Source organism: Rhizobium sullae, assembly GCF_900169785.1.
Lineage (GTDB): Bacteria > Pseudomonadota > Alphaproteobacteria > Rhizobiales > Rhizobiaceae > Rhizobium > Rhizobium sullae.
In genome coordinates this window covers 1-23,090 of the sequence record NZ_FWER01000009.1, presented here as the reverse complement: position 1 = coordinate 23,090, position 23,090 = coordinate 1, and the positions used below count along the sequence as shown (strand labels likewise).

The 23,090-nt window shown below is 59.7% G+C and carries 21 protein-coding genes and 1 pseudogene; 12 read left to right on the top strand and 10 right to left on the bottom strand.

All coding sequences use genetic code 11. From position 1 onward, the window contains the following. Positions 1–13 precede the first annotated feature (13 nt). The 5 genes and pseudogenes from BN1800_RS09505 to BN1800_RS43860 all read left to right on the top strand — a co-directional run. Positions 14–2,230 (top strand): FAD-dependent oxidoreductase, encoded by a 2,217-nt coding sequence (locus BN1800_RS09505; protein ID WP_086996796.1) that lies wholly within the window; start codon positions 14–16, stop codon positions 2,228–2,230. Positions 2,231–2,515: 285 nt separating this feature from the next. Continuing rightward, a complete protein-coding gene (locus BN1800_RS09500) occupies positions 2,516–2,956 on the top strand; it encodes a hypothetical protein (protein ID WP_027513330.1) in 441 nt (146 codons plus the stop codon). A gap of 3 nt (positions 2,957–2,959) precedes the next feature. Further along, positions 2,960–4,186: an HlyD family secretion protein gene (locus BN1800_RS09495; protein ID WP_086996793.1), complete on the top strand. Its 1,227-nt coding sequence runs from the start codon at positions 2,960–2,962 to the stop codon at positions 4,184–4,186. A gap of 111 nt (positions 4,187–4,297) precedes the next feature. Then, entirely contained in the window at positions 4,298–4,675 is a 378-nt protein-coding gene (locus BN1800_RS09490) for a VOC family protein (protein WP_086996789.1), read from the top strand. 63 nt (positions 4,676–4,738) lie between these two features. Then, positions 4,739–5,140 (top strand): annotated as a pseudogene (locus BN1800_RS43860) (GntR family transcriptional regulator); the annotation flags it as partial. On the opposite strand, the gene BN1800_RS09480 reads toward BN1800_RS43860, so the two are convergent. The 3 genes from BN1800_RS09480 to BN1800_RS09465 all read right to left on the bottom strand — a co-directional run bounded on the left by BN1800_RS09480 (position 5,109) and on the right by BN1800_RS09465 (position 9,153). Beyond that, entirely contained in the window at positions 5,109–5,777 is a 669-nt protein-coding gene (locus tag BN1800_RS09480) for a GntR family transcriptional regulator (protein ID WP_244564476.1), read from the bottom strand. The pseudogene BN1800_RS43860 and the gene BN1800_RS09480 sit on opposite strands and share 32 nt — an antisense overlap. A gap of 809 nt (positions 5,778–6,586) precedes the next feature. Continuing rightward, a complete protein-coding gene (locus BN1800_RS09470; protein ID WP_086996781.1) occupies positions 6,587–7,795 on the bottom strand; it encodes a hypothetical protein in 1,209 nt (402 codons plus the stop codon). 155 nt (positions 7,796–7,950) lie between these two features. Beyond that, positions 7,951–9,153, bottom strand: a complete 1,203-nt coding sequence (locus BN1800_RS09465) for an MFS transporter (protein ID WP_086996778.1) — start codon at positions 9,151–9,153, stop codon at positions 7,951–7,953. A 136-nt stretch (positions 9,154–9,289) separates the two neighbouring features. Between BN1800_RS09465 and BN1800_RS09460 the strand changes: the two genes are divergently transcribed. Continuing rightward, on the top strand, positions 9,290–9,877 hold the full coding sequence (locus BN1800_RS09460) for a TetR/AcrR family transcriptional regulator (RefSeq protein ID WP_086996776.1): 588 nt from the start codon (positions 9,290–9,292) through the stop codon (positions 9,875–9,877). Here the strand turns inward: BN1800_RS09460 and BN1800_RS09455 are convergent. Next, positions 9,837–13,340, bottom strand: coding sequence for a hybrid sensor histidine kinase/response regulator (locus BN1800_RS09455; RefSeq protein ID WP_086996773.1), 3,504 nt, complete (start codon positions 13,338–13,340; stop codon positions 9,837–9,839). The two genes, BN1800_RS09460 and BN1800_RS09455, sit on opposite strands and share 41 nt — an antisense overlap. Positions 13,341–13,555: 215 nt before the next feature. Here BN1800_RS09455 and mscL point away from each other — a divergent pair, with 215 nt between their 5' ends. The 4 genes from mscL (at position 13,556) to BN1800_RS09435 (ending at position 17,663) form a co-directional block, all read left to right on the top strand. Then, the gene (gene mscL / locus BN1800_RS09450) at positions 13,556–13,990 is read left to right on the top strand and encodes a large conductance mechanosensitive channel protein MscL (protein WP_027513336.1); all 435 of its coding nucleotides are present in this window, start codon (positions 13,556–13,558) and stop codon (positions 13,988–13,990) included. 120 nt (positions 13,991–14,110) lie between these two features. Continuing rightward, complete coding sequence (locus tag BN1800_RS09445) at positions 14,111–15,277, top strand: pyridoxal phosphate-dependent aminotransferase (RefSeq protein WP_086996770.1); 1,167 nt, start codon at positions 14,111–14,113, stop codon at positions 15,275–15,277. 203 nt (positions 15,278–15,480) lie between these two features. Then, positions 15,481–16,515, top strand: coding sequence for a UDP-glucose 4-epimerase GalE (galE, locus tag BN1800_RS09440; protein ID WP_027513338.1), 1,035 nt, complete (start codon positions 15,481–15,483; stop codon positions 16,513–16,515). An 86-nt stretch (positions 16,516–16,601) separates the two neighbouring features. Then, entirely contained in the window at positions 16,602–17,663 is a 1,062-nt protein-coding gene (locus tag BN1800_RS09435; RefSeq protein ID WP_086996767.1) for an enoyl-CoA hydratase/isomerase family protein, read from the top strand. Here the strand turns inward: BN1800_RS09435 and BN1800_RS09430 are convergent. After that, entirely contained in the window at positions 17,660–19,720 is a 2,061-nt protein-coding gene (locus tag BN1800_RS09430) for an ATP-dependent helicase (protein ID WP_086996764.1), read from the bottom strand. The two genes, BN1800_RS09435 and BN1800_RS09430, sit on opposite strands and share 4 nt — an antisense overlap. A 92-nt stretch (positions 19,721–19,812) precedes the next feature. Further along, positions 19,813–20,073, bottom strand: coding sequence for a hypothetical protein (locus BN1800_RS41975; RefSeq protein WP_086996761.1), 261 nt, complete (start codon positions 20,071–20,073; stop codon positions 19,813–19,815). Between the two features lie 163 nt (positions 20,074–20,236). Here BN1800_RS41975 and BN1800_RS09420 point away from each other — a divergent pair, with 163 nt between their 5' ends. Then, entirely contained in the window at positions 20,237–20,500 is a 264-nt protein-coding gene (locus BN1800_RS09420) for a BON domain-containing protein (RefSeq protein ID WP_027513342.1), read from the top strand. 3 nt (positions 20,501–20,503) lie between these two features. On the opposite strand, the gene BN1800_RS43405 is transcribed toward BN1800_RS09420, so the two are convergent. Continuing rightward, positions 20,504–20,629 carry a hypothetical protein gene (locus BN1800_RS43405; RefSeq protein ID WP_260307628.1) on the bottom strand — a complete coding sequence of 42 codons (126 nt, stop codon included), beginning with the start codon at positions 20,627–20,629 and terminating at the stop codon, positions 20,504–20,506. A gap of 174 nt (positions 20,630–20,803) precedes the next feature. Here BN1800_RS43405 and BN1800_RS09415 point away from each other — a divergent pair, with 174 nt between their 5' ends. Further along, entirely contained in the window at positions 20,804–21,064 is a 261-nt protein-coding gene (locus tag BN1800_RS09415) for a hypothetical protein (RefSeq protein ID WP_027513343.1), read from the top strand. Positions 21,065–21,318: 254 nt separating this feature from the next. On the opposite strand, the gene BN1800_RS09410 is transcribed toward BN1800_RS09415, so the two are convergent. The 3 genes from BN1800_RS09410 to BN1800_RS09400 all read right to left on the bottom strand — a co-directional run. Next, positions 21,319–21,561: a DUF982 domain-containing protein gene (locus BN1800_RS09410; protein ID WP_027513344.1), complete on the bottom strand. Its 243-nt coding sequence runs from the start codon at positions 21,559–21,561 to the stop codon at positions 21,319–21,321. A 257-nt stretch (positions 21,562–21,818) separates the two neighbouring features. Beyond that, the gene (locus BN1800_RS09405; RefSeq protein ID WP_086996758.1) at positions 21,819–22,163 is read right to left on the bottom strand and encodes a hypothetical protein; all 345 of its coding nucleotides are present in this window, start codon (positions 22,161–22,163) and stop codon (positions 21,819–21,821) included. Positions 22,164–22,713: 550 nt separating this feature from the next. Further along, positions 22,714–23,090: NADPH-dependent FMN reductase (locus tag BN1800_RS09400; RefSeq protein ID WP_086996755.1), on the bottom strand; the 377-nt coding region annotated here is incomplete at its 5' end.

Sequence of the window (23,090 nt, the reverse complement as noted above, 5' to 3'; positions counted from 1 at the left end):
GAGGAAATCCCCAATGAGCACCTACAAGAACTTCACCGTCAGAACCGACGCCGACGGCATCGCCCTCGTCACCTGGGATATGCCCGGCAAGTCCATGAACGTCTTCACCGAAGAGGTGATGGACGAGCTGAACGCCATCGTCGACGCGACCGTGGCCGATACCGCCATCAAGGGCGTCGTCATCACCTCCGGCAAGTCCACCTTCTCCGGCGGTGCGGACCTTTCGATGATCAAGTCGATGTTTACGCTCTACCAACAGGAAAAGGCAGCAAACCCTGAGACAGCTGCGCAAAAACTCTTCGATCAGGTCGGCCGCATGACCGGCCTCTTCCGCAAGCTCGAAACCTGCGGCAAGCCATGGGTCTCGGCGATCAACGGCACCTGCATGGGCGGCGCGCTGGAAATGTCGCTCGCCTGCCATGGTCGCGTCGCGTCCAATGCCAAGTCGGTCAAGATCGCACTCCCCGAGGTCAAGGTCGGCATCTTCCCGGGAGCCGGCGGCACGCAGCGCGTCGCGCGCCTTGCCGATGCCCAGTCGGCGCTGCAGATGATGACGACCGGTCAGTCGCTCTCGGCCTCCCGCGCCAAGGCGATGAACCTCGTGCATCAGGTGGTCGAACCGGATCAGCTGATCGCCGCCGCCAAGCAGATGATCAAGGACGGGCTCAAACCCGTGGCCCCCTGGGATGAGAAGGGCTTCAAGGCGCCTGGCGGGGGCATCTGGACTCCGGCGGCCGCCCAGCTCTGGCCCGCCGCACCCGCGATCCTCCGCCGGGAGACCGCCGGCAATTATCCCGGCGCGCTCGCCATTCTCAAATGCGTCTATGAAGGCCTGCAGGTGCCCTTCGATACGGCGCTGAAGATCGAACAGCGCTATTTCACGCAGGTGCTGCAGACTACCGAAGCCTTCTCGATGATCCGCTCGCTCTTCATCTCTATGCAGGAACTCGGCAAGGGCGCCCGCCGCCCGGCAGGCGTGCCCAAGACCGAGCTGAAGAAAGTCGGCGTCGTCGGCGCCGGCTTCATGGGCGCCTCGATCGCCTATGTCACGGCCGCAGCGGGCATCGACGTCACCTTGATCGATCGCGATATGGATGCGGCCAACAAGGGCAAGACGACCGGCGAAGGGCTGGTGAAGGACTCTATCGGTAAGGGACGTCTTACGCAGGAGGAGGGCGCCGCCATCCTCGCCCGCATCACGCCCTCCGTCGATTACGCCGATCTCAAGGACGCCGATCTCGTCATCGAAGCGGTCTTCGAAGATCGCGAGGTCAAGAAGGACGTTATCGAAGCCGTCGAGGAAGTGCTGCCCGAAGGCGCGATCTTCGCCTCCAACACCTCGACCCTGCCGATCACCGGCCTGGCAAAGAATTCCAAGCGCCCAGCCGATTTCATCGGCATCCACTTCTTCTCCCCCGTCGAAAAGATGATGCTGACGGAAGTCATCCTCGGCAAGGAAACCGGCGACAAGGCGCTCGCGGTAGCGCTGGATTACGTCGCCGCCATCAGGAAGACGCCGATCGTCGTCAACGACACCCGCGGCTTCTTCGTCAATCGCTGCGTGCTGCGCTACATGGCCGAAAGCTACGACATGCTGATCGAAGGCGTGCCGCCGGCGATGATCGAGAACGCCGCCAAGATGGCCGGCATGCCGGTCGGACCGCTGGCGCTGAACGACGAGGTCGCCATCGACCTGTCGCTGAAGATCCTCAAGGCAACGGTGGCGGACCTGGGCGACCAAGCCGTCGACCCGCGCCACATGGAGCTCGTCTCCCGCATGGTCGAAAAGGAAGGCCGCTTCGGCCGCAAGAATTCCAAGGGCTTCTACGATTACCCGCCGAAGCCCGCCAAGAAGTCGCTCTGGCCCGACCTCAAGACCTTCTACCCGCAGAAAAATGCGGACAAGATCGACATCAACACCCTGAAGCAGCGCTTCCTGGTCACCATCGCCCTCGAGGCTGCCCGCACCGTGGAAGAAGGCATCGTCACCGACCCGCGCGAAGCTGACGTCGGCTCCATCCTCGGCTTCGGCTTTGCCCCCTATACCGGCGGCGCGCTGAGCTACATCGACGGCATGGGCACGAAGACCTTCGTGGAGCTCTGCGAAACGTTAGCTACGGCTTACGGGTTGCATTTCAAGCCGACGGCGCTCTTGAAGGAGATGGCGGCGAAGGGCGAGACATTCTACGGGCGGTTTGACCCCTATGGGAAGGAGAAAGAGGCGGCTTGAGCCCGGCTTGAGCCGCCTCTTTGAGCCTCCACCTGCATGAGCCCGTGTCATCCAAGTTATGGCAGGCGGTCGCCTTCGTATGATATAGTGAGAAGCATACGCAGAATTGTATGGCATTCTGGATGGTAAATTCTTCATGCGGGGAACTTGAAGCCAACAAATTTACCGGACTTGGTGTCTGAATAATCAAAGCCTGCGATTCTGTGAAAATATATAGAGTTTTCTGCCCATACTGCTTGTATTGCTGAAGTCATCATGATTCTCCAGCTGGGAGGGGGAGTGTAAATGGCGCAATCGATGCATCCGGCCGCGGTTGATCACGTGCCAGGCTTTATTACAGAGCCAGGACAAGCCGATTATCTCTTCAATGGCGTTGCCATTTTTCTGATTGTTGCCGTTCTCGTGATTGGCAACCTCTACTTCCGGCTCCATGCCGTTCCGGAGCGCATCGCGCATCGCACCAATAAGGTGCAGATGGAGGTTGTGGCGGTCCTGGTGCTGATCTCGCTCTTCACGCACAACCATCTCTATTGGATTGCCGGCCTCCTGCTGGCCTTTGTGCGCATCCCGGACTTTACGACGCCGCTCTACTCGATCGCGCAATCGCTGGCAAAGCTTACCGGCCGTGATCCAGTAACCAGCGGCGATCCCGCATTGATAACCGAAGAGCCGGTGGGGCCGGCCGAGGTGAAGTCGAAGACCGGTGTGCACGGAGAGGGTGTCTGATACATGTTCGAGTTGCTGCTCTGCTCTATGCTCACCGTCTTCCCGGATTATCTTTATCGGCGTTATGTTCAGGGAAAGCGGATCGGTCGCGAGATCACGCTTTACAGCGTGTGGTACGAACTGCGCTGGGGTATTTCCGCCTGCCTGATCCTCACCATTTCGCTGATCACCATGATCTTCTATTTCCATCCCTCGACCAAGAATGTCACAGCTGTATTCCGCACGGTGACGATCCTGCCGGAAGCAGCCGGACGCGTCGTGGACGTCTATGTCGGGGTGAACGAGAAGGTGGCCGCCGGCGCACCGCTGTTCCGCCTGGACGACTCGCTGCAGAAAGCAGCGCTAGAGACGGCACGTCGAAAGATCGCGGAAGTCGAAGCGGAAACCACGGTGGCTCAAACCGAACTGGCCGCTGCAGACGGCCAGATCCAGGAGGCCGAGGGCGCCCTTCAGGTTGCAGTGGACGAATACGAGATGAAGTCCCAGCTGTTGAGGAACGATGCCGTCGCCCGAAGAGAGGTCGTCCGTCTGGAAAACACCGTCGAAAGCCGCAAGGGTGCGGTGAGTGCTGTGCTTGCCAACAAGCAGACTCTCGAAGCCAAGATCAATGTCCTGTTGCCGGCGCAAAAGGCAAGCGCCGAAGCTGCGCAGGCGCAGGCTCAGGTGGAACTGGACAAGACGCTCGTTCGGGCCGGCGTTGCGGGAACCGTCCAGCAGTTCGCGCTGCGTCGGGGCGATGTCCTCAATATGATGCTGCGTCCGGCCGGCATTCTCGTTCCTGCGGAAGCAGGGCGAGGCACACTGATCGCCGGTTTCGGCCAGATCGAAGCGCAGGTGATAAAGCGAGGAATGATCGCCGAAGCGACCTGTATTGGAAAGCCGTTTACCATCATTCCACTGGTCGTGACTGACGTTCAGGATGTGATCGCGGCTGGACAGTTACGTCCGACGGATCAACTTATCGATGTCCAGCAAATGGCGCGTCCGGGAACCCTGACCGTCTTCCTGCAGCCGCTCTTTCCTGGAGAACTTGATGACATTCCACCGGGAAGCAGTTGCATCGCCAACGCCTACACGAGCAATCACGAGGCGCTCGCCGACGAGAATATCGGTACGATGCGATGGCTGTTCCTGCACGTGGTGGACGCCGTCGGGCTCGTGCACGCCATGATCTTGCGGATGCAGGCGATGCTCCTCCCCGTCCAGACCCTCGTGTTATCAGGCCACTGAAGGGCTGCCGAAGTCTCGGGAGAAGTGAAATGACCGCTTCGCCCGCAGCCGCAAGCGAGGCTTGATGGTTCGCATTTCTGTGCTGCCCGCACCACCTTCGGGAGACCTTCCATGGCCACCATCGCTGAGATCGTTTTCGAATCCGAAACCCCCTCGCGCCTTGCCGCCTTCTGGGCGGCCCTCCTCGATGGCTATCAAATCCGCCCCTATGACGAGGCCGAAATCAGCCGGCTGGCGAAGCTTGGCTTTACGCCGGAGACGGACCCGACGGTGATGGTGGATGGCCCTGGCCCGTCGCTCTGCTTCCAGCGCGTCCCGCTGCGCGACTACAGCAACAACCGCGTCCATCTCGATATCGCCGTCGATGATGTTCCGGCCGCGATCGAACGCATCACCGTGCTGGGCGGTAACGTCCAGCGAAGGGAAGCAGGCTATACCGTCATGAAGGACCCGGAAGGCAACCAGTTCTGCATCGTGCCTGCGCGATAACCTTCGGTCTGGCGCCGTCGCAGCCCCTTCTCCGTCATCCTCGGGTAGGTTTTCGGGGTAAGCGCCACACCGGTGAGGGAGGCGTTTAGACAGCTTGCGGTCGAGCGTCTGGTTGTCTCTGAACCCAACCGCGCCGTGCTCGTATCAGAACTCTCGATCGCCGAAGTGTCGGAGTTGATCGTGCTTCGCTGTTTACTGGAAATTCAAATGATGCTGTGGAGCATGCCAGGCATGTCCAGGGAAGATTTGAGCGCCGCAACAGGTCTCATCGATGCGATCGACAACTCGAATTCAGTCGATGATATATGCCAAGCTGGGCAGGAGAGCGAGATGCGCATACTTCTTGAAGGTCACATCCGCCGAACCGTTGATGTCATTGTCCACCATCTAAAGACGAAAGTTGCTGTCACGGAGGCGAAGAGCCCGGGGAAAGCTAGGCGTCTAATCGGCGCAGCTTCTCGATGAGGAGTTCACCCGTTGCTACGATGTGATCTTTCAGGAGCCGGCAAGCCGGTTTTGCTTTGTGGCTTCGGCACAACTCGAGAATTCGGTGATGCTCTTCCTGGGACTTTGCGCGATGCGATGTCGCAGTCCAAGTGTATCGCAAATAACGTTCAAAATTCAATCGGAGTGATGAGATCAGGTCTAGTGTTCGTTGTCTCTTCGAGGGTGAATAGAGGGCCATATGAAACTGCTCATTGAGGCGGACGATGTCATCAATGGAAACCGCGATGTCTAATTCACGCAGTATGTTTTCCGCTTTTTGACAATCGCTGTCGGTAATGTTGGGCATGGCCCATTCTAGAATCTGAGGTTCTAAGATGCTGCGAAGTGTCGTTATCTCAAGAGCTTCATCAACGCTCAGGACGGTTACAGAAACACCGCGGCGTGGCTCCGCCTGCAACAGACCTTCATTCACCAGGTCCTTGAACGCCTCTCGAACGATCATCTGGCTTACGCCAAATTGAAGGGCCGTGGCGTCCTGTCGGATCCGTTCTCCTTGGGAGACTTGACCTTGCAGTATGGACTGTCGCAGGGCGTCCACGACAAACGATGCCGTCGTTGAGGGTTTTTGTCGTAAACGTATGCTGTTCACTGCCACCGGTTTCTCCTAGCGATAGGCCTATCGTCACATCCGTCTGTGGAACTGATCAAGGTGCATTCTATATCGGATAAGGACGAGGCCCGAGAGTATGCAGGTTACTGCTGCCGCAATCGTTGCAATAGCGAAAACCCCCGCTACGGGGAAGTGAGCGATGAACCGAAGTACGACGGTACAGAATACCAATGTTGCTACGGAACCCGCTGCCGTTCCCCGAATAACCGCGAGGGCGTCGGAACGACCCCGTTGTGCCTGAACGAAGACGACAAGCGGCCAGGCAATTACGGGGACTGGGGTGAGGAGCCCACTCCATTCAGGGCCCAACTGATGAGCCCATGTCGTAATAAAGAAAACGATAGCGGTGGACGCGAGAATCCGAGCAGGAAGATCCCATACGGGGCTCAACGAGGATACCTCTCGGCTCTTGTCTTTCCGCGTCAGGTAGGAAATGCAGAATAACGCTGCGACAATCACGGTCCAAGTTTGCAAGTGAGAGGGTGCCGACATAATCAACTTGGCCGTAGCGAGGTACGCTACGATCATGATGCCGGCCGAGATCGTCCGGCCTGCATAGTTGCTGATGATTCCGTAAGCCAAGTAGGAGACAAGAGCGCTGGCGATGCCGGCTATTGTACCCGATGCTGCGATTGCGGTGAACGACGGTCCTTGCTCAATTGTGAGGTAAAGAAGTATCGGCCCCGATGTTAGAGGCATTCCTGCCAGAATGCCTCCCACGAAACTGCCCCAGCGATTTGCTGCGAGCGTGACGGCCAGCATTAATGCTGGCGTCACAAATAATTTGAGAGCGATCAATTCCACGCTCCACGCTTTCTACATGGCAAGACGATAGAACTACTCGGCCGTGCGGATCCGGGCTGCAACGCTTGTATTCCAACATATTTACCATTGAGACGATCGTCGTTTGATCCATCAACCTCCAACGCACTCAAACCTTCAACAACGCTAACCCAGAATTTGAGCCTCAAGTTATTGAGAAGCGTGACCTCGCTCAGCGCTGACGCAAAGGTCGTCGGGCGCAAAGTTTTCATCATCTGAACAGCCTGCTCGCGGGCGTCTTCAGCATGCCCTTCTTCTGCTGCACCCGACCATCCCACTGCTTGTCCGGCAATCTCGTCGTTGTGCGCCTCAACCCAAGCTCGCGCACGATGGTGATTTTTTTCGGGTATCGCGCTTACAAGGTGGTCAACCACCTGCCCCCAGGAACCGATATACGACAATCGATGTGTTTCGTGCTCGTCAACCGAGCTGGCCTCCCTCATTGCCAATTCCAATCGCCTGACCGTAAGCCACAACTTGTCGTAGGGATTTCTGCCGGATGGCGCCTCTGTGCCATCCTCCATCCGAGATTCCATTTTTAGAATATCGGAATGCAAGAGTGCGATGTTCGGTGTCGAGATGTTGCAGTATTGAAGGGCAACGTGAACGTCCTCGTCCCTATGGCGCGGGACATATAAATCCTGCTCCAACAGATAGTGTTTAACACCCGGGACTGTAAACAAATCTCTCTCGGGGCGCTTGCTCCGCCCGATAAGAATGAGACGCAGCATGTGATAGCTAGCCGGCGTCAAATAGGGGATCGAGAACGCCTCGCCGATGACCTTGAAGCAATCGTACAGCAACACTGGATGCGGTGTATTGCTACGGTCGCCCGTCTCGTTCTTGGCATTCTCATTCAAAATGGCTGCATCCTCATGCTCTCCGATTAGAGCTAGGTGACTTACTACTCCGGGGATAGTTCCGTACGTCGATGACGACCTTGCGATGATGGACAGCATCAGCAATTGGAGTTGCTTGCTGGAAAACCGTATCTCATTATTTGTCGATGTAACCCTCGATTCGATATAGTCGATGATTGCTGGACGAATCCGGCAGGACGCTTCAAACTCCGCGAACGCGTCAACGACTGCATCGTTGAGAGCGAACTGGTGATTGCTAGAAATTGCATTGCTGAGATCGGTGACCAGAGCCTCAACGGCGCCATTGATAAATCCCATCATAGCTTCGCCTTTCCCTTGAAATATTGAGGAAAATCAGAGTCTACGCTTCCAGGCCGAACGCTCCGCCTGCCTCGCAAGTACTATTTAACGATAATCGTTTAGCGATAATTGTCAATCTTCAACATGCTGGGCGGTAGCGCATGAAGCGCAGGGGCTCAGGCCACGGCAGTCTTTGCCCGTTCGGCGCGCACGGCCATCAGCCCGGCGAGGCTGACCAGAATGATCGCCGTCGCATAGATATCGGTCGTCGGCGCGTAACCGATCGATTTTGCCAGGAAGCCGGCGAGAATTGCGGGCAGGCTGAAGGCGAGGTAGCTCTGGATGTAGAAGGCCGAAAGCAGTCCGGCGCGCTCGTCGGGCTTGGCAAGCGGCAGGATGGTTCCGACCGAGCCAAGGAAGTTCGTGCCGAAGCCCATGCCGGTGAAAAGCGTGCCGAGGATCAGCACCGGCACGTTCGTCAGATGCACGCCGGCGACGACTGTCAGAATGCCAAGCGTTGTCGCCGAAACGCCGAAGGTGAGGTTCGCCCGCGGGCTTTTGGCCCGGCGCAGGAAGACGGCGGCCGCCCCCGAAAGCATCAATGCCGTCACCACCGCTCCGCCCGTCAGCGGCGCCCGGCTGCCGGTCGTCGAGACCACGAGGGAAGGCACAAGCGAGAGGTAGAAACCGCCGAGCGTCCAGTTGGCGATATTGATCGGCGTAACGAGTGCCAGTGGCCGCTTCGCCTGCGCCGGGATCGCGATACGGGGTTTCAGCGAGCCGATGACGCCCGGCCGCGTGCCGCCGGTTTCCGCCGTCAGCCAGATTGCCAGCGCCTGGACCACGAAGGCGGCAAGCAGCAGGCCGTAGACGAAATGCAGCGGGAAGGGGCCGTACTGGATGAGCGCGCTGGTGCCGACCGCGCCGACCGCCATGCCGGAAAGTGGCGCGATCGAATTGACGAGCTGGCCTTTTACCCGGTCGACGTCGACAAGTGCCGCCCCGATCGAGGCGCCCGCAATGCCGGTCGCAAGCCCCTGCACGATCCGCGCCGCGATCAGCCAGCCCGGTCCGCTTGCTACCGTAAACAGTGCCATTGCCGCGATCTCCATGGTGAGCGCGCCGAAGATCACCGGCTTGCGGCCGAGATGATCGGAGATCGACCCGGCAATCAGCAGCGCCGCCAGAAGCGCGAAGGCATAGACCGCGAAGATCACCGTGATTAGCACCGGCGAAACCGCAAAGCTCTCCTCGTAGATCCGGTAAAGCGGCGTCGGTGCTGCCGACGCGCCGAAGAAGGTGGCGAGCGTCACGGCATGGAAGGCGATGGGGTTTTTCGGGGAAGCGGCAGTCTCTCTGGATTTGCTGACCGAGAACATCTATATACCCCTTAAAGCTAAATCGTTGCGTTTGCCTGATGTAGGGGATGCCGCGTTAAAAGCAAATTATTTGCGTTAATGGTGCTATCAAAGTTTTTGAACCATAAGCGCCGGGTGGAAAAGGTGGGTTGAAGGCATGGCAGGAAAGGAAGGCCCGCGTCCGGGAGGCAGGAGCGCAAGGGTCCAGGCGTCGGTCCATAAAGCCGTGCGGTCACTGCTTTCGAAGATGGATCGTGCGGAGGTCACCGTCCCGCTGATCGCTGCGGAAGCCGGCGTGACGCCCTCCACGATTTATCGCCGCTGGGGCGACCTGCAGGAATTGCTGGCCGACGTTGCCGTTGAGCGCTTGCGTCCGGATATGGAGCCGATCGACACCGGCAGCGCGCAGCAGGACTTGCAGACCTGGGCGGAGCAATATTCCGAGGAAATGTCGTCAGGCCCGGGCCGTGAGATGATCCGCGACGTGCTCGCCGCACAGGGCGGCACCGGCGCTTACCAGTGCTGCGGCTATACGACGCAGCAGATCAAAATGATCGCCGCGCGCGCCGCGTCTCGCGGCGAGAGTTTTCCGGAGGTCGACGCCGTCATGGACCGTGTCGTTTCGCCGATCATGTATCGAATTCTCTTCGGCAACGCGCCCTCGGTCGACCGCGTCCGCGACTTGGTGAACGGCGTCATGGAGATCACTCCGCCGCGGCACGCTTCAGCCCGGAAATCTGCGTGATGAAGGCGCGAAGCGCCGCCGGGCGCACCGGCTTGTGCTGGATGGCGATGCCATGGCGCTCCGCCTCCACCCTGACCTCCGGTGTCCGGTCGGCGGTCACCAGCAGCGCCGGAAGATCGGTCTCGAAGCGCTCCCGCAAATTCAGGATCGCGGAAATCCCAGTTCCGTCGCCGAGATGATAGTCCGCGATGATGAGATCGGGCGCGGGTTGACGCGTGCCGAAGGTCGAGGCCGCGGCAAGGGAGTGGATGGCCTCCACCTCGCAGCCCCAGCCGGAAATGAGGAGGCGCATGCCTTCGAGGATCTTCGCTTCGTTGTCGATGCAGAGGATCCTGAGACCTTTGAGGGGCTGCGGAACACGATCGGCCGGCGCGTGGGAAGGAGAGGTCTCGCTCACTTTCGAAACATCGAGCGGCACGACGATGCGGAAATCGGTGCCCTTGCCATGCGTCGAATGCAACTCGACCGGATGGTTGAGGACGCGGGCGATGCGGTCGACGATCGAAAGGCCGAGCCCGAGGCCGGAGGCCGTCTTCGCGCCTTCCTCGAGCCGCGCGAATTCCTTGAACACGGTGCGGAATTTCGAAGGCGGAATGCCGATGCCCGAATCCATCACCTGGATCACCACCTGGTTGCCCCGCCGCCGGGCTCCGACGAGGACCTTGCCGGTCAACGTATATTTGATGGCGTTGGAAACGAGGTTCTGCACGAGGCGCCGCAGCAGATTGGGGTCGGAGCGGACCTTTAGCGATGTCGGCATGATGACAAGTTTCAGTTTCTTCGCCCGGGCAACCGGCGCGAAATCGGTCTCGATGCGTGCGAGCAGGCCGGCAAGCGGCACGGATGTCAGTCGCGGCCGCATGGCACCGGTGTCGAGCCTCGAGATATCGAGAACGGCACCCAGGATGGTCTCGACTGATTCCAGCGCGGAATCGATATTGCGCACGATCGGACCGTTTTCGGACTGCGCGATACGCTCGACGAGGGCGGAGGAATAGAGCCGCGCCGCATTCAGCGGCTGCAAGATGTCGTGGCCGGCAGCGGCAAAGAAACGGGTCTTGCCGATGTTCGCCTCGTCGGCGGCCGCCCTCGCCTCGCCAAGTTCGCGGTTGACGCGCGTCAGTTCCGCCGTTCGCTCGGCGACGCGCTGCTCTAGCGTTTCGTTCGCCTGCTTCAGCGCCTGGTCGGCCGCCACGCGCTGGGTAATGTCGGTAAAGGTCGCAACGATGCCCTTGTCCGGCATGGCGTTGGACCGCACTTCGATAATCCGCTCGCCGCCGCCGAGAACGAGGGAGAAGGGTTTGTCGAGCGTCAGAAAATGCCGGACGGTTTGGCTGAGTTCGGCAGCCGGGATGTCGCCGCGCTGGCTCAAGATTGCCACGATCTCCGAAAGCGGAAAGCCGACACGGCCGACATCTTCCGGCAGGTCGAGAAGCTGGCGGAAGCGACGGTTCCAGATCGTCAGCTGATTGGAGCTGTCGAAGACGGCAATGCCCTGGTCCATCTGCGAAAGCGCCGTCTGCAGCATGTCCTGATTATATTGCAGCGCCTCGCTTGCCTGGTCGAGCAGCCAAGCCGTATCGGCGGACGCGTCCTCCGTCTTCTGCAGGATCAGCGAAAGTACCAGCCTCGCGGAGGAGGAGCCGATGGCGCTGCCGAGCAATTGTTCGGTGAAATGGATAAGCGCCATGTCGGCCGGCTGGTCGTCCTCCAGCCTGCGGCCGGAATTCTGTTCGTATGTCGCAAGCGACCGCTGCATGCGCTCTTCGCCGAGGTAGCGCGAGATTGCCGTTTTCAGATCGCCGACGCTGATGCGGGTCTTCCATCCGCGGGTCGCAAATTGCGAGCGCGACTGCCGCTTCACGAAGATGCCGGCCTGGATGCGCTCCAGTGGACGAGCGTTGCGCGTCATCGAGCCGATGATGAAGAAGCCGGTATTGATGAGCAGGCTCATCGCCGTGGCGTTGACCAGCGGATCGGCGTTCACCGATGCAAAGAGCGCCGTGCCCGGGAAGATGAAGCTGAGGAAGGCGGAGGCGACATAGGAATAATCCGGCCCGCCGAGCGAAGGCAGGAAAAGCAGGTAGAACCAGACAACGAAGCCGGACGTCAGGCCGAGGATGGCGCCGCGCGCGTTCGCCCGCCGCCAGATAAGGCCGCCGAAAAGCGCAGGCGCGATCTGGGCGATCGCGGCGAAGGACAGAAGACCGATCGAGGCGAGGCCCGCCGTGCTGTCAGTCGATCGGTAATAGGCGTACCCGAGCAGAAGCACAGCGAAGATCGCGCTGCGGCGGATGTTGAGGAGGCTCTTCGCAAAATTGTCGCGCTGGCCGGCACGTCCGGCGAGCTTCCGGCGCAGAAAGATCGGCATGATAATGTCGTTCGACACCATGATCGAAAGCGCGACGGAATCGACGATGACCATTGCTGTCGCTGCCGAAAAACCGCCAATGAAGGTAATCAGCGAGACCAGCCACATCTGGCCGGCAATGGGCAGCGACAGTACGTAAAAATCGGCGTTGCCCGCGCCGCCAAAGATCAGCAGGCCGCCGATTGCCACCGGAAGTACGAAGAGATTGATGGCGACGAGATAGATCGGAAACAGATAGCCCGCGAGCCGCAGCTGCTTCGCCGAGCGGTTTTCAACGACGGTGACGTGAAACTGGCGCGGCAACAAGATGATCGCAAAGGCCGACAGCACGATCAGCGTGATCCAGCGGCTGACCGGCGTCCGGAAGTCAAGGGTTGCGTTGACCAACTCGTTGTCCACGCTTTTCCGCCAAAGATCGGCAGGCCCGTCGAACAGGAACCAGACGACGCAGATACCGGCGGTTAGGAAGGCGACGAGCTTGACGAGCGATTCCATCGAAACGGCGAGGATCAGGCCGTCCTGGTGCTCGGTCGCATCGGTATGCCGCGTGCCGAACATGACGGCGAAACAGGCAAGCACCAAGGTCGCGATCAGCGGCAGGTCGAGGAAGTAGAGATTGCCGCTGCCAATGCCGTAATCCGACGGATTGACGATTGCGGTCACGGTGCTGCTGATCGCCTTCAGCTGCAGTGCGATATAGGGAATTGTGCCGACCAGCGAGATCAGCGCCACCGTCGTCGCGACCGTCGGATTCTTTCCGTAGCGGGCGGCGATGAAATCCGCGACGGAGGTAAGCTTTTCGGCCTTTGCAAGCTCGATGATCCGGCGCAGCACCGGCATGCCGAGCGTGAAGACGAGGATCGGGCCGATATAGATGCCGGCAAATTCCAGGCCGCGCTGAGAGGCAAGCCCGACGCTGCCGAAATAGGTCCAGGACGTGCAGTAGATCGCAAGGCTGAGCGCATAGACGACCGGCCAGCCACCGTCTGGTATGCCCAGCTTCTGGCTTCTACGGTCGCCATAGCTTGCGACCGCAAACAGCAGCAGCAGGTAGGCGAAGGCAAAAGCGATGATGACCCAGCCTGGCAGCATTGACCCTCCGCCGGCGCACGATCCGCCGGTTCTCCCAGAAGACATCAAGACTAAGGGAAATCGTCTGACTTGGAAATTGCGATGATCTAGGCATTAAGTCCAAGATGCGGGAAGACCCCGGCTGTTTCAATTTTGCAATTGAATAATCAATCAAGAGATGTAGCTAATAAAAACAACGGACTATCGTCAGGGTACATCAGAGGGAGACAGATCGGATGCTCAATGAGTTCAAGGCCTTTATCGCCCGAGGCAACGTCATGGACCTTGCCGTTGGCGTCATCATTGGCGGTGCTTTCGGCGGCATCGTCAAATCGCTGGTCGACGATATCATCATGCCGATCGTCGGTGCCCTGTTCGGCGGGTTCGATTTTTCCAACTACTTCGTTGGACTTTCATCTGCGGTCAACGCGCCGACGCTTGCCGCCGCCCGTGCGCAGGGCGCCGTCTTCGCCTATGGCAATTTCATCACCGTGGTCATCAATTTCCTGATCCTTGCCTGGATCATCTTCCTGATGATCAAGGGCGTGAACATGCTGCGCAAACAAGTAGAGCGCAACGAGCAAAAGGCAGCGGAAGATGCACCGCCGCCGGCCGATGTCGCGCTCCTGACGGAAATCCGCGATCTGCTGGCCAGGCGCCCGGCAGTTTGATCGGGCTCGGAGCTCTGCATTTAACAGGGCTCATTCATGACGAAAATCGATCCCGCATCACGCATTCTCATGGGATTCGTCTCCGGTTTTGCTTTATGAAGGCGAAAACCGGAGATCTTCATGTCGATTATGAATAGCCTCAGCCCGCGCGCCGTTTCGGCGCCAGAAAGCGGGATCGTCGAAGTCGTCAATTATGCCCGTGGCCGCGACGGCCTGCTGCCGCTCTGGGTCGGCGAGGGCGATCTTCCGACGCCGGACTTCATCAGCACGGCGGCAATGGATGCGTTGGCAGACGGCGAGACCTTCTACACGTGGCAGCGCGGCATTCCGGAGCTTCGTCAGGCGCTATCGGATTACTACGCCCGGCATTTCGGCGTCACGCTGCCGAGGGAGCATTTCTATGTGACCGGATCGGGCATGCAGGCGATCCAGATCGCTGTGCAGGCGCTGACCTCGCCGGGAGACGAGCTGGTCTATCTGACGCCCGCCTGGCCGAATATCGCCGCCGCACTTGAAATTGCCGGAGCCCGTTCGGTCGGCGTCCAGCTACAGTTCGAAGGTGGCAAATGGGCGGTCGATCTCAACAGTATCGGTGAGGCGATCACGCCGAAAACAAGAGCGCTTTTCGTTAACACGCCATCCAACCCGACAGGCTGGACCGCGACAAGAAAAGACCTCGCGGACATCCTCGACCTCGCCCGCAAGCACGATCTCTGGATCATGGCGGACGAGATTTACGCCCGCTATTTCTATGCCGGCGGGCGGGCACCTTCTTTCCTTGACGTCATGGCGCCCGACGACAAGATCATGTTCGTCAATTCGTTCTCGAAGAACTGGTCGATGACCGGCTGGCGCGTCGGCTGGATCGTAGCGCCGCCGGAAACGGGGCAGGTGCTTGAAAACCTGATCCAGTATTCGACCTCGGGCGTTGCGCAATTCATGCAGAAGGGTGCGGTCGCAGCCCTGAACGAAGGCGACGGGTTCGTCGAGGCCAATGTCCGGAAAGCGGCACTTTCCCGCGACATTCTTTGTGATGCGCTAATGGCCACAAACCGCGTCGAGACGTTGAAGCCGGATGGTGCGCTTTACGCCTTCCTGAAGATCGACGGCGTCACCGACAGCCGCAAGGCGGCGTTGGATATCGTCGACAAAACAGGCGTTGGCCTGGCGCCCGGTACCGCCTTCGGCGCAGGCGGCGAACTCTTCCTGCGAGCCTGCTTCCTGCGCGATCCGCAGCAGGTCAACGCAGCAGCCGACAAGCTCTGCGATTACATTCTGAAGCTCTGACCACCAAGGCCCGGCCTCGCTGCCGGGCCTTTTTGATGCCCGAAACGATAGTTCGCTAAAATTGTAGCAAAGGTGGAAATCAGCCTCTAACCACAGCATCAAACTTACTGGTCCAAAGGTGCCAGAACGGGCACTCGATAAGAAAATCTGAAAGGAATAACCGCGTCAGATACCCCTGTCCGATAGAAAAAGGGGGCGGGGACATGGCAATTTTGGTGACGGGCGGCGCCGGCTACATCGGCAGCCACATGGTCTGGGCACTGCTCGATGCAGGCGAGAACGTCGTCGTCCTCGATCGCCTTTCCACCGGCTTTCGCTGGGCGATCGCGCCAGCGGCGCGCTTCTACCTAGGAGATGTCGCCGATGCCGAGGTTTTGAAGACGATCTTCATCGAGAACGATATCGAGGCGATCATCCATTTCGCAGGTTCCGCGGTCGTTCCGGCCTCGGTTGCCGATCCGCTTTCCTATTACGACAACAATTCCGGCAAGACGCGTGCGCTGATGAGCGCGGCGATCGCTGCCGGGGTGCGCCACTTCGTCTTCTCATCGACGGCGGCGGTCTACGGTCCGCAGAAGGGGTCAGAGCCGGTGAAGGAAACCGCGCCGCTCAATCCGGAAAACCCCTATGGCCAATCGAAGTTGATGACCGAATTCATGCTGCGCGATGCTGCTGCGGCCTATGATTTCGACTATGTGGCGCTGCGCTATTTCAACGTCGCGGGTGCCGATCCGCACGGGCGAGCCGGACAATCCACCAGCGGTGCGACGCATCTCATCAAGGTCGCCTGCGAGGCCGCACTCGGCAGGCGAGACAGCGTGCATGTCTACGGCATCGACTACCCGACGCATGACGGCACCGGCGTGCGCGACTATATCCATGTCACCGATCTCGCTCAGGCTCACCTCAAGGCGCTGCAGCACCTGCGCAGGGGTAAAGGATCGCTGGTGGCAAATTGCGGCTATGGTTCGGGCTATTCGGTGCTGGATGTGCTGAACATGGTGACGCGCCTGCATGGTCACGCGTTCAAGATCCATATGGCGCCCCGCCGTCCAGGCGATGCCGCAAGCGTCGTCGCCGACGCTAGCTTGGCGCATCGCATGCTGGAGTGGACGCCAAAATACGACTCACTGGAGACGATCGTCCGTAGCGCGCTGGATTGGGAACTGGAATTGATCACGCGTCGGGTCGAGGATCTGCACGAAATGCGCCGCGCGCTTGCCGCCGCATCCTTCTGACTGGTCTTTGTTGACGCAAAGTCCACTGGAATGAAGCGGCCCGCCTGTTTATTGATAGGAGGGTTAATCGAGGGCGGACCGCGGACATGCAGAACAATCACGAGCGCGAAGTCATTATCGAACGGCGCGGCACGGCGGGCATCATCCGGCTCAACCGGCCGCGAGCTCTGAACAGCCTGACACTCGACATGGTGCGCATGATCGAGACCGCACTTGACGAGTTCGCGGAGGACGACGGCATCACAAGTGTGGCGGTGACCGGCGAGGGTGATCGCGGCTTCTGCGCCGGTGGGGATATTCGCGTGCTGCATGAAAGCGGGCGTTCGAATACCGACGTCGCCGAGACGTTCTGGCGCGAGGAGTTCACACTCAATCACCGCATCGCAAACTACGCCAAACCCTATATCGCACTGATGGACGGCATCACCATGGGCGGCGGCGTCGGCCTTTCCGCACACGGGCGGCACCGCATCGTGACAGAGCGGACGAGGCTTGCGATGCCGGAGACCGGCATCGGCTATTTCCCGGACGTCGGAGCGACCTGGCTGCTGCCGCGCATGCCCGGCGAAACGGGAACCTGGGCAGGATTGACCGGGCAGGAGCTGAATGCGGCCGACGCCATCTATGCCGGCCTTGCCGATTTTGAGATCCCGTCGTCGCGGCTGCCAGATGTCATCGATGCGTTGGCGCGGATGCCGGCCGGCTCGTCGCCGGTAGCTTGCGATGCGCTGCTGAAACATCTTTCCGGCAAGCCGGGCGAAAGCCGCTTGCAGGCCATTCGTCCGTCGATCGACCATGCCTTCTGTTTCGATCGCGTCGAAGAGATTCTGGAAGCGCTTGCCGCTGACGAAGGCGAATTCGCCGCCAAGACACGGAACACCCTGCAGACGCGTTCGCCAACGAGCCTAAAACTGACCCTGCGTCTGCTGAGGGAGGGGCGGCGAAGCGCAAGCCTCGCCGAATGCCTGAACCGCGAGCTAGGTGCTGGCCTGCAAACATTGAAGTCCGCGGATTTTTATGAAGGCGTGCGGGCGGCGGTGATCGACAAGGATCGAAATCCAAAATGGTTGCCCGCGACCATCGAGGCGGTGAATGAAGAGGTGATCGCGCCGTTCCTCAAACCGCCCAGTAGCCCTCTTGCCCTCTAGCGCCACATGCCGCGCATGCGAGCGCCGACATCAATTCGAATCTGGCGCGCCTGCTGCGCCGAAGCGTTCTCGCTTTTGCCCTGCGGCCAGCCGCAGACTTCAAAAAACTGCAGCAGCGTCGCCGGGATGAAGCGGGTGCGCGAGGCATAGACGTGCCGGTCGCCCTGCGCGTTTTGCCCATGCGTGAAGAAACGCTGCGGGACGACGAGATCGAGATTGTCCCTGGCGCGCGTCATCGCGACATAGAGCAGGCGCCGCTCCTCCTCTATTTCCGCGCTGGTGCCGACGCCGAGGTCCGACGGAATGCAGCCGTCGACGACGTTCAGCATGAAGACCTTGGTCCACTCCTGGCCCTTGGCGGAATGGATGGTCGAAAGGATCAGATAGTCCTCGTCAAGCAGCGGCACGCCGGCCTGGTCGCTGGTCGCGTCAGGAGGATCGAGCGTCAGTTCGGTCAGGAAGCGCTCGCGCGAGGGATAGCCGCCGGCGATCTGCTCGAGTTGCAGGAGATCGGCCTGACGCGTTGCGGCGTCCTCGTGCAGCCGCTCGAGATGCGGCTGATACCATTCCCGGACCAGGCCGATTTCGGCGGGCCAGCCGGCTTTCCCGGTCTTCAGCTCCTGCATGACCGAAACGAACGAGGCCCAATCCTCGCCGGCGCGCGGCGGAGCGGACATGGCTGCGAGCGCCTGCAATGGGTTCGGGTCCTCCGCCATCTGGTCGAGCGCCCGCTGGGCCGTCGAAGGCCCGACGCCCGGCAGGATCTGCATCAGCCGAAAGCCGGCAACCCGGTCGCGCGGATTGAGAGCAAAGCGGAGCGCGGCCAGCATATCCTTGACATGCGCGCTATCGAGGAATTTCAGGCCGCCGAATTTCACGAAGGGAATGTTGCGGCGCGTGAGCTCGATTTCCAGCGCGCCGCTATGGTGCGAGGCGCGGAAGAGCACGGCCTGGCTTTTCAGCCGCGTGCCCTCTTCGCGGTTCTCCAACACCTTGTCGGCGACATATCGGGCCTGGTCGGCCTCGTCGCGCACGGTGACGAGGCGCGGGCGTTCGCCGGATTGCCGCTCCGTCCAGAGGTTCTTCGTGAAACGTTCCGAGGCGAGATCGATAACGGCATTGGCCGCGGCGAGAATAGGTTGCGTCGACCGGTAATTCCGGTCGAGCGTCACGATGCTGGCTGCCGGGGTGAACAAGGCCGGGAAATCGAGGATGTTGCGGACTGTGGCGGCGCGGAAGGAATAGATCGACTGCGCATCGTCGCCGACGACGGTCAGCCCCTGTCCCTCAGGCTTCAAAGCAAGCAGAATCGAGGCCTGCAGCCGGTTCGTATCCTGATATTCGTCGACGAGCACATGATCGAAGCGGCCGCCGACATCCTCGGCGATCATTGGTTCGGCAACCATTTGCGACCAGTAGAGCAGCAAGTCGTCGTAATCGAGGACGTTCTGGTTCTGTTTGGCCCCGACATAGGCGGCGAAAAGTTCGCGGAGCTGTTTTTCCCATGCAGCGCACCAGGGGAAGGCGTCACGCAGGATCAGAGGCAATTCCGTTTCCGAATTCACGGCCCGGGAATAGATCGCAAGACAGGTCCCCTTGGTCGGGAAGCGGCTTTCCATCTTCGAGAAGCCGAGCTCGTGACGAACGAGGTTCATCAGGTCCGCGCTGTCTTCGCGGTCGTGGATGGTGAAGGCGGGGTCGACGCCGATCTGCTCGGCATAGTCGCGAAGCAGCCGCGCGCCGATCCCGTGAAAGGTGCCGCTCCAGGCCAGCGCATCGGCCATGATGCCGGAATTGCTGCCGAGAACCTGGGTGCAGATGCGCTCGACGCGGCGCGCCATCTCGCCGGCCGCCCGGCGGGAGAAAGTCATAAGCAGGATGCGGCGCGGGTCGGCGCCCTTGACGATCAGATGCGCGACGCGGTGCGCCAGCGTGTTGGTCTTGCCGGACCCCGCGCCGGCGATGACGAGCAGCGGGCCGGCGACATGGCTGCCGCTGGCAAGCGTGCCGTGTTCGACCGCCATGCGTTGCTGTGGATTGAGCTTTTCGAGATACATCCAGCCGTCCGTTGGTGTCCGCGCGCCGTTACGGCACGGACAGATTAGGTGTTCCTTGAATGTTCTCGATAATGATTCCTGTCAAGCGCGCTTCAGTGGATTGACATGACTTGCTGCCGCATGAGCTTGAGACTGCGATCCGGCTGAAGGATATATGTTTCCTCGACCCGGTTGCCGCTTGAATCGTTGAAATTGTTGTAGATGGCGCTGCCGATGGGCGATTTGGCCAGTTTCGTTCGCGGCTGCCCGCCATACGTCAGGCTGCCAGGAATGGGCGTGGGCTCCGATGTGCCGGAGGACGTGCAAGCGCAGAGCAGAACCGCCGCGAGAAAAGCAGAAATGATCACTTTCATTGAACCACCCTCGGCTACCGATCCATCGCATATGGGCAACCTGCCAGTGCACGCCAAGGGCAGTTCCGAGATTATGCTTGTTTCCCAATGAGCTACCCCGGGCACGCAACGAAAAGCCGGGTTGGAGCGTTAACGGCATGATCCTGTGGTGGAGGCAGCGGCCGTGGTACTTCGGCTCGAAACCTGGAAGGAATATGAGAGTTGCTGCAATGAGGGGCATAGCAGTTCAGCCACGAAAGCGTCGGTGGAAAGCGCCCTCCGCGCCGCCTACGACTTGGACGCCGGCGAAATCACGGTTGCGGTTCTCGGCCGCTATGTCGTTCTGGAAGGCTTCGTCCGTCGGAAAGGCGACGAGGATCGCGCTGCGGAGATTGCAGAGGACATCGTAGGCAAAGGCTATGTCAAAAGCCGGCTGCTGCGGCGGTGACCGTCAGTTCGGTTCCGGCTGCTGGATGGTCGCCGCCGGCGTGTCGTCTTTTCCCGCGCCCTTGTCGAAAGGTTTGATCACCAGGATACTGAGAATCGACGCGACCATCGCTGCAATAATGACAAGCATCAGTGTTCTCATAGCAATGTCTACTTTGAATGACGTGATTCCGGACTAATTTAATTAAACTTTCTCTAGCGGGAAAAGTTCCGAAAGATTCTTACGAAAATGCGCAAGAAAAAACTGGAACAAAAACTGCATCTTATGTGTTTGATCGTCTGAATTTCAACGCTGGAGACTGTTATGAGGATGATATTCCATCTGGGCGGCGGCGCCGTTCTTGTTGCATCTGCCGCATTTGCCACATCGGCGTCCGCTGCGCTCGAAATCGGTATCAATTATTATTCTGCGCTGCCGCAGGATCAGATTGCACTCAATGAATATACGGCCGCGCCCGGCTGTACTCCGGCCGAAGCGCATTATCTGCCATCCTTCATCCGTGCCCCGGACGGCACCATCATCGGCGTCGGCTATGTCGAAATGGAAAACGACAGTGGCTGCTGAAAAACAAAAATAGCCATGGGGTGTCTGCGTGATGGCGCTCGGACGAGGCTCGCCTGCTTGGAGCAGAGGGAACGAGCCTCTAACCATCATCATGATGGCTGCGACGTTCTATTGGCGGCGGCCGCAGACGCGCAACCGCTTTAAAATGGGTTTCCAGCCTATCCTGGTTCAACAGTTAATGAAAATAGTCGGCCGTGCCAAAACGGCACGGAGAAGCATGTTCCGGTTGATGCCGCAAGCGCCTGTCGCGCTCGTCAGTGCAGCTTCAGCTTGGCTTCTTCCGCCGCTGCCAGAAACTCGGCGCGGGCTTCCTCGGCGGTCTTGCGTCCATCCAATGCCGCGCGGCAGGCGCTGCGGGCCTTGAGATAGCGAAGCCCGCGCGTTGCGGGCCAAAGATCGGTGAGGCATTTCAATGCATCGAACGGGCCGTTCACAGTCCGCGCATCGGCGTTTTCGAAGCCGACCTTGACTGGATTGTCCCATCTTTCCGTTGCCATAGGCGTATTCCTCCGGTGTTTACGCCAAAACGCACATCCAGCCCGTTGCGTTCCCCTCGCAAGGGCTGTGCACACATGGGTTATATTAGCTGGTTATTTATTGTCGGCAATCGGGTTTGATCGCGACGGGCGTGGAGGCGTGAAACCGGACTGAATTTGATGACAGAATGGCGCCGGCGAGCGGATCACGTTTATCGGATGACCGCTCGTTTTTGCAATCAGCGCGCCCTGCAGCCAGATTGGCGTGTCGCCAGTCCTTATCGAGGAAGAGGCGGGCAGCCGAGCCCGGAGGTCCCTGTTGCCGCACTATCCTGCTCTGCTGCTGAATTCGTGCATGTCGTCGACGGTGACGGGATTGCAGGGTTGACGCCGCTTGGGTTGACCGTGCTGCCGCTCCTGTTCAGATCGACGGCGCCGGGATTGATCGTGCTGTTGGAGATGCCGGGATTCGTGCGTGTTGTCGTGCCCGAGCCGGTATCGTTGAGATTGGGAGCTATCGTGGTTCCGCTGCCGGACCCTCCTTGGGTGCCGGTCGTTTGTGCGAAGGCAGTGGTTGCGACGGCAGCCGCCACGATCGAACCCGCGATGAGACGAATAAACATGAGAGCGTCCTCCGTGATTGCCTAATCATAGAACCGCAGTCCGCGGGGAGGGTTCGATCACAAGGAGTTGAGCAAGGGCCTCAGGTATGACCACGCGTTATCATGGGACGGATCGCGAAGAACTTTTTTCCGGGAAAAGCTGGTGCTGCCGCGTGGGATTGAACCACCGACCTCACCCTTACCAAGGGTGGATGCTGGTGCCCGTCTGTCGCGACAAGTATAACGCCTTGCCTCGCCGCGCGTACGGATCCTGTTCTTGAACATCCAGTCGTCGGTGACGTCAGGATGTGATGTGTTTCGTTCTCTGCTGGTCTTTTTCTGACATGCCGCCGACGAGGCCTACCCTCATCAGCCATGGCGCTAGTGCCGGGCAAAAATGCTTAAGCGTCGGCGGCAAAACGCCAGGTCACAGCTTGGCGAGCGGAAACGGAAGCTGGCGCACTGCGCCTGCCGTTTCCGGTTGCGTGCGAACTGATGGCATCCGCCGCGAAGGATGTTTGAATCTACGCATCGTGCTTCCGAAAATCGATTCCGATTTTGGGCCGATGCGCTAGGCATCTTTCGGCAGCACGGAGCGAACCCTTGCGATGAAGACATGGAAGTCTTGCATGAAAGTGCGAAGGAAATCGGCGGTGGTGTCGTTGGTGACCTCACCGTCATCGGTAATCAGCCCCGGTGTGAACTGGATATAGGCTTCCGGGGCATTCATCTGGGGAGAGTTGCAGAAACTGAGCACACTGCGCAAATTCTGCTGGGCGACTGCTGTGCCTATCGCGCCCGGCGACGTGCCGATCACCGCTGATGGCTTACGTGTGAACGAATTGGTGCCGTAGGGGCGGCTCGCCCAGTCGATTGCGTTTTTCAGCCCGCCGGGTATGGATCGATTGTATTCGGGCGTGACGAACAGCACGGCGTCGACGGCCGCGA

What these genes read in the sequence shown, in the direction of transcription:
- BN1800_RS09500 (WP_027513330.1), top strand. Translation starts at nt 2,516, where the DNA reads ATGGCGCAATCGATGCATCCGGCCGCGGTTGATCACGTGCCAGGCTTT.
- BN1800_RS09405 (WP_086996758.1), bottom strand. Translation starts at nt 22,163, where the DNA reads ATGTTTATTCGTCTCATCGCGGGTTCGATCGTGGCGGCTGCCGTCGCA.
- BN1800_RS09430 (WP_086996764.1), bottom strand. Translation starts at nt 19,720, where the DNA reads ATGTATCTCGAAAAGCTCAATCCACAGCAACGCATGGCGGTCGAACAC.
- BN1800_RS41975 (WP_086996761.1), bottom strand. Translation starts at nt 20,073, where the DNA reads ATGAAAGTGATCATTTCTGCTTTTCTCGCGGCGGTTCTGCTCTGCGCT.
- BN1800_RS09460 (WP_086996776.1), top strand. Translation starts at nt 9,290, where the DNA reads ATGGCAGGAAAGGAAGGCCCGCGTCCGGGAGGCAGGAGCGCAAGGGTC.
- galE (WP_027513338.1), top strand. Translation starts at nt 15,481, where the DNA reads ATGGCAATTTTGGTGACGGGCGGCGCCGGCTACATCGGCAGCCACATG.
- BN1800_RS09415 (WP_027513343.1), top strand. Translation starts at nt 20,804, where the DNA reads ATGAGGATGATATTCCATCTGGGCGGCGGCGCCGTTCTTGTTGCATCT.
- BN1800_RS09445 (WP_086996770.1), top strand. Translation starts at nt 14,111, where the DNA reads ATGTCGATTATGAATAGCCTCAGCCCGCGCGCCGTTTCGGCGCCAGAA.
- BN1800_RS09470 (WP_086996781.1), bottom strand. Translation starts at nt 7,795, where the DNA reads ATGATGGGATTTATCAATGGCGCCGTTGAGGCTCTGGTCACCGATCTC.
- BN1800_RS09410 (WP_027513344.1), bottom strand. Translation starts at nt 21,561, where the DNA reads ATGGCAACGGAAAGATGGGACAATCCAGTCAAGGTCGGCTTCGAAAAC.
- mscL (WP_027513336.1), top strand. Translation starts at nt 13,556, where the DNA reads ATGCTCAATGAGTTCAAGGCCTTTATCGCCCGAGGCAACGTCATGGAC.
- BN1800_RS09495 (WP_086996793.1), top strand. Translation starts at nt 2,960, where the DNA reads ATGTTCGAGTTGCTGCTCTGCTCTATGCTCACCGTCTTCCCGGATTAT.
- BN1800_RS43405 (WP_260307628.1), bottom strand. Translation starts at nt 20,629, where the DNA reads ATGCTTGTCATTATTGCAGCGATGGTCGCGTCGATTCTCAGTATCCTG.
- BN1800_RS09505 (WP_086996796.1), top strand. Translation starts at nt 14, where the DNA reads ATGAGCACCTACAAGAACTTCACCGTCAGAACCGACGCCGACGGCATC.
- BN1800_RS09455 (WP_086996773.1), bottom strand. Translation starts at nt 13,340, where the DNA reads ATGCTGCCAGGCTGGGTCATCATCGCTTTTGCCTTCGCCTACCTGCTG.
- BN1800_RS09435 (WP_086996767.1), top strand. Translation starts at nt 16,602, where the DNA reads ATGCAGAACAATCACGAGCGCGAAGTCATTATCGAACGGCGCGGCACG.
- BN1800_RS09490 (WP_086996789.1), top strand. Translation starts at nt 4,298, where the DNA reads ATGGCCACCATCGCTGAGATCGTTTTCGAATCCGAAACCCCCTCGCGC.
- BN1800_RS09465 (WP_086996778.1), bottom strand. Translation starts at nt 9,153, where the DNA reads ATGTTCTCGGTCAGCAAATCCAGAGAGACTGCCGCTTCCCCGAAAAAC.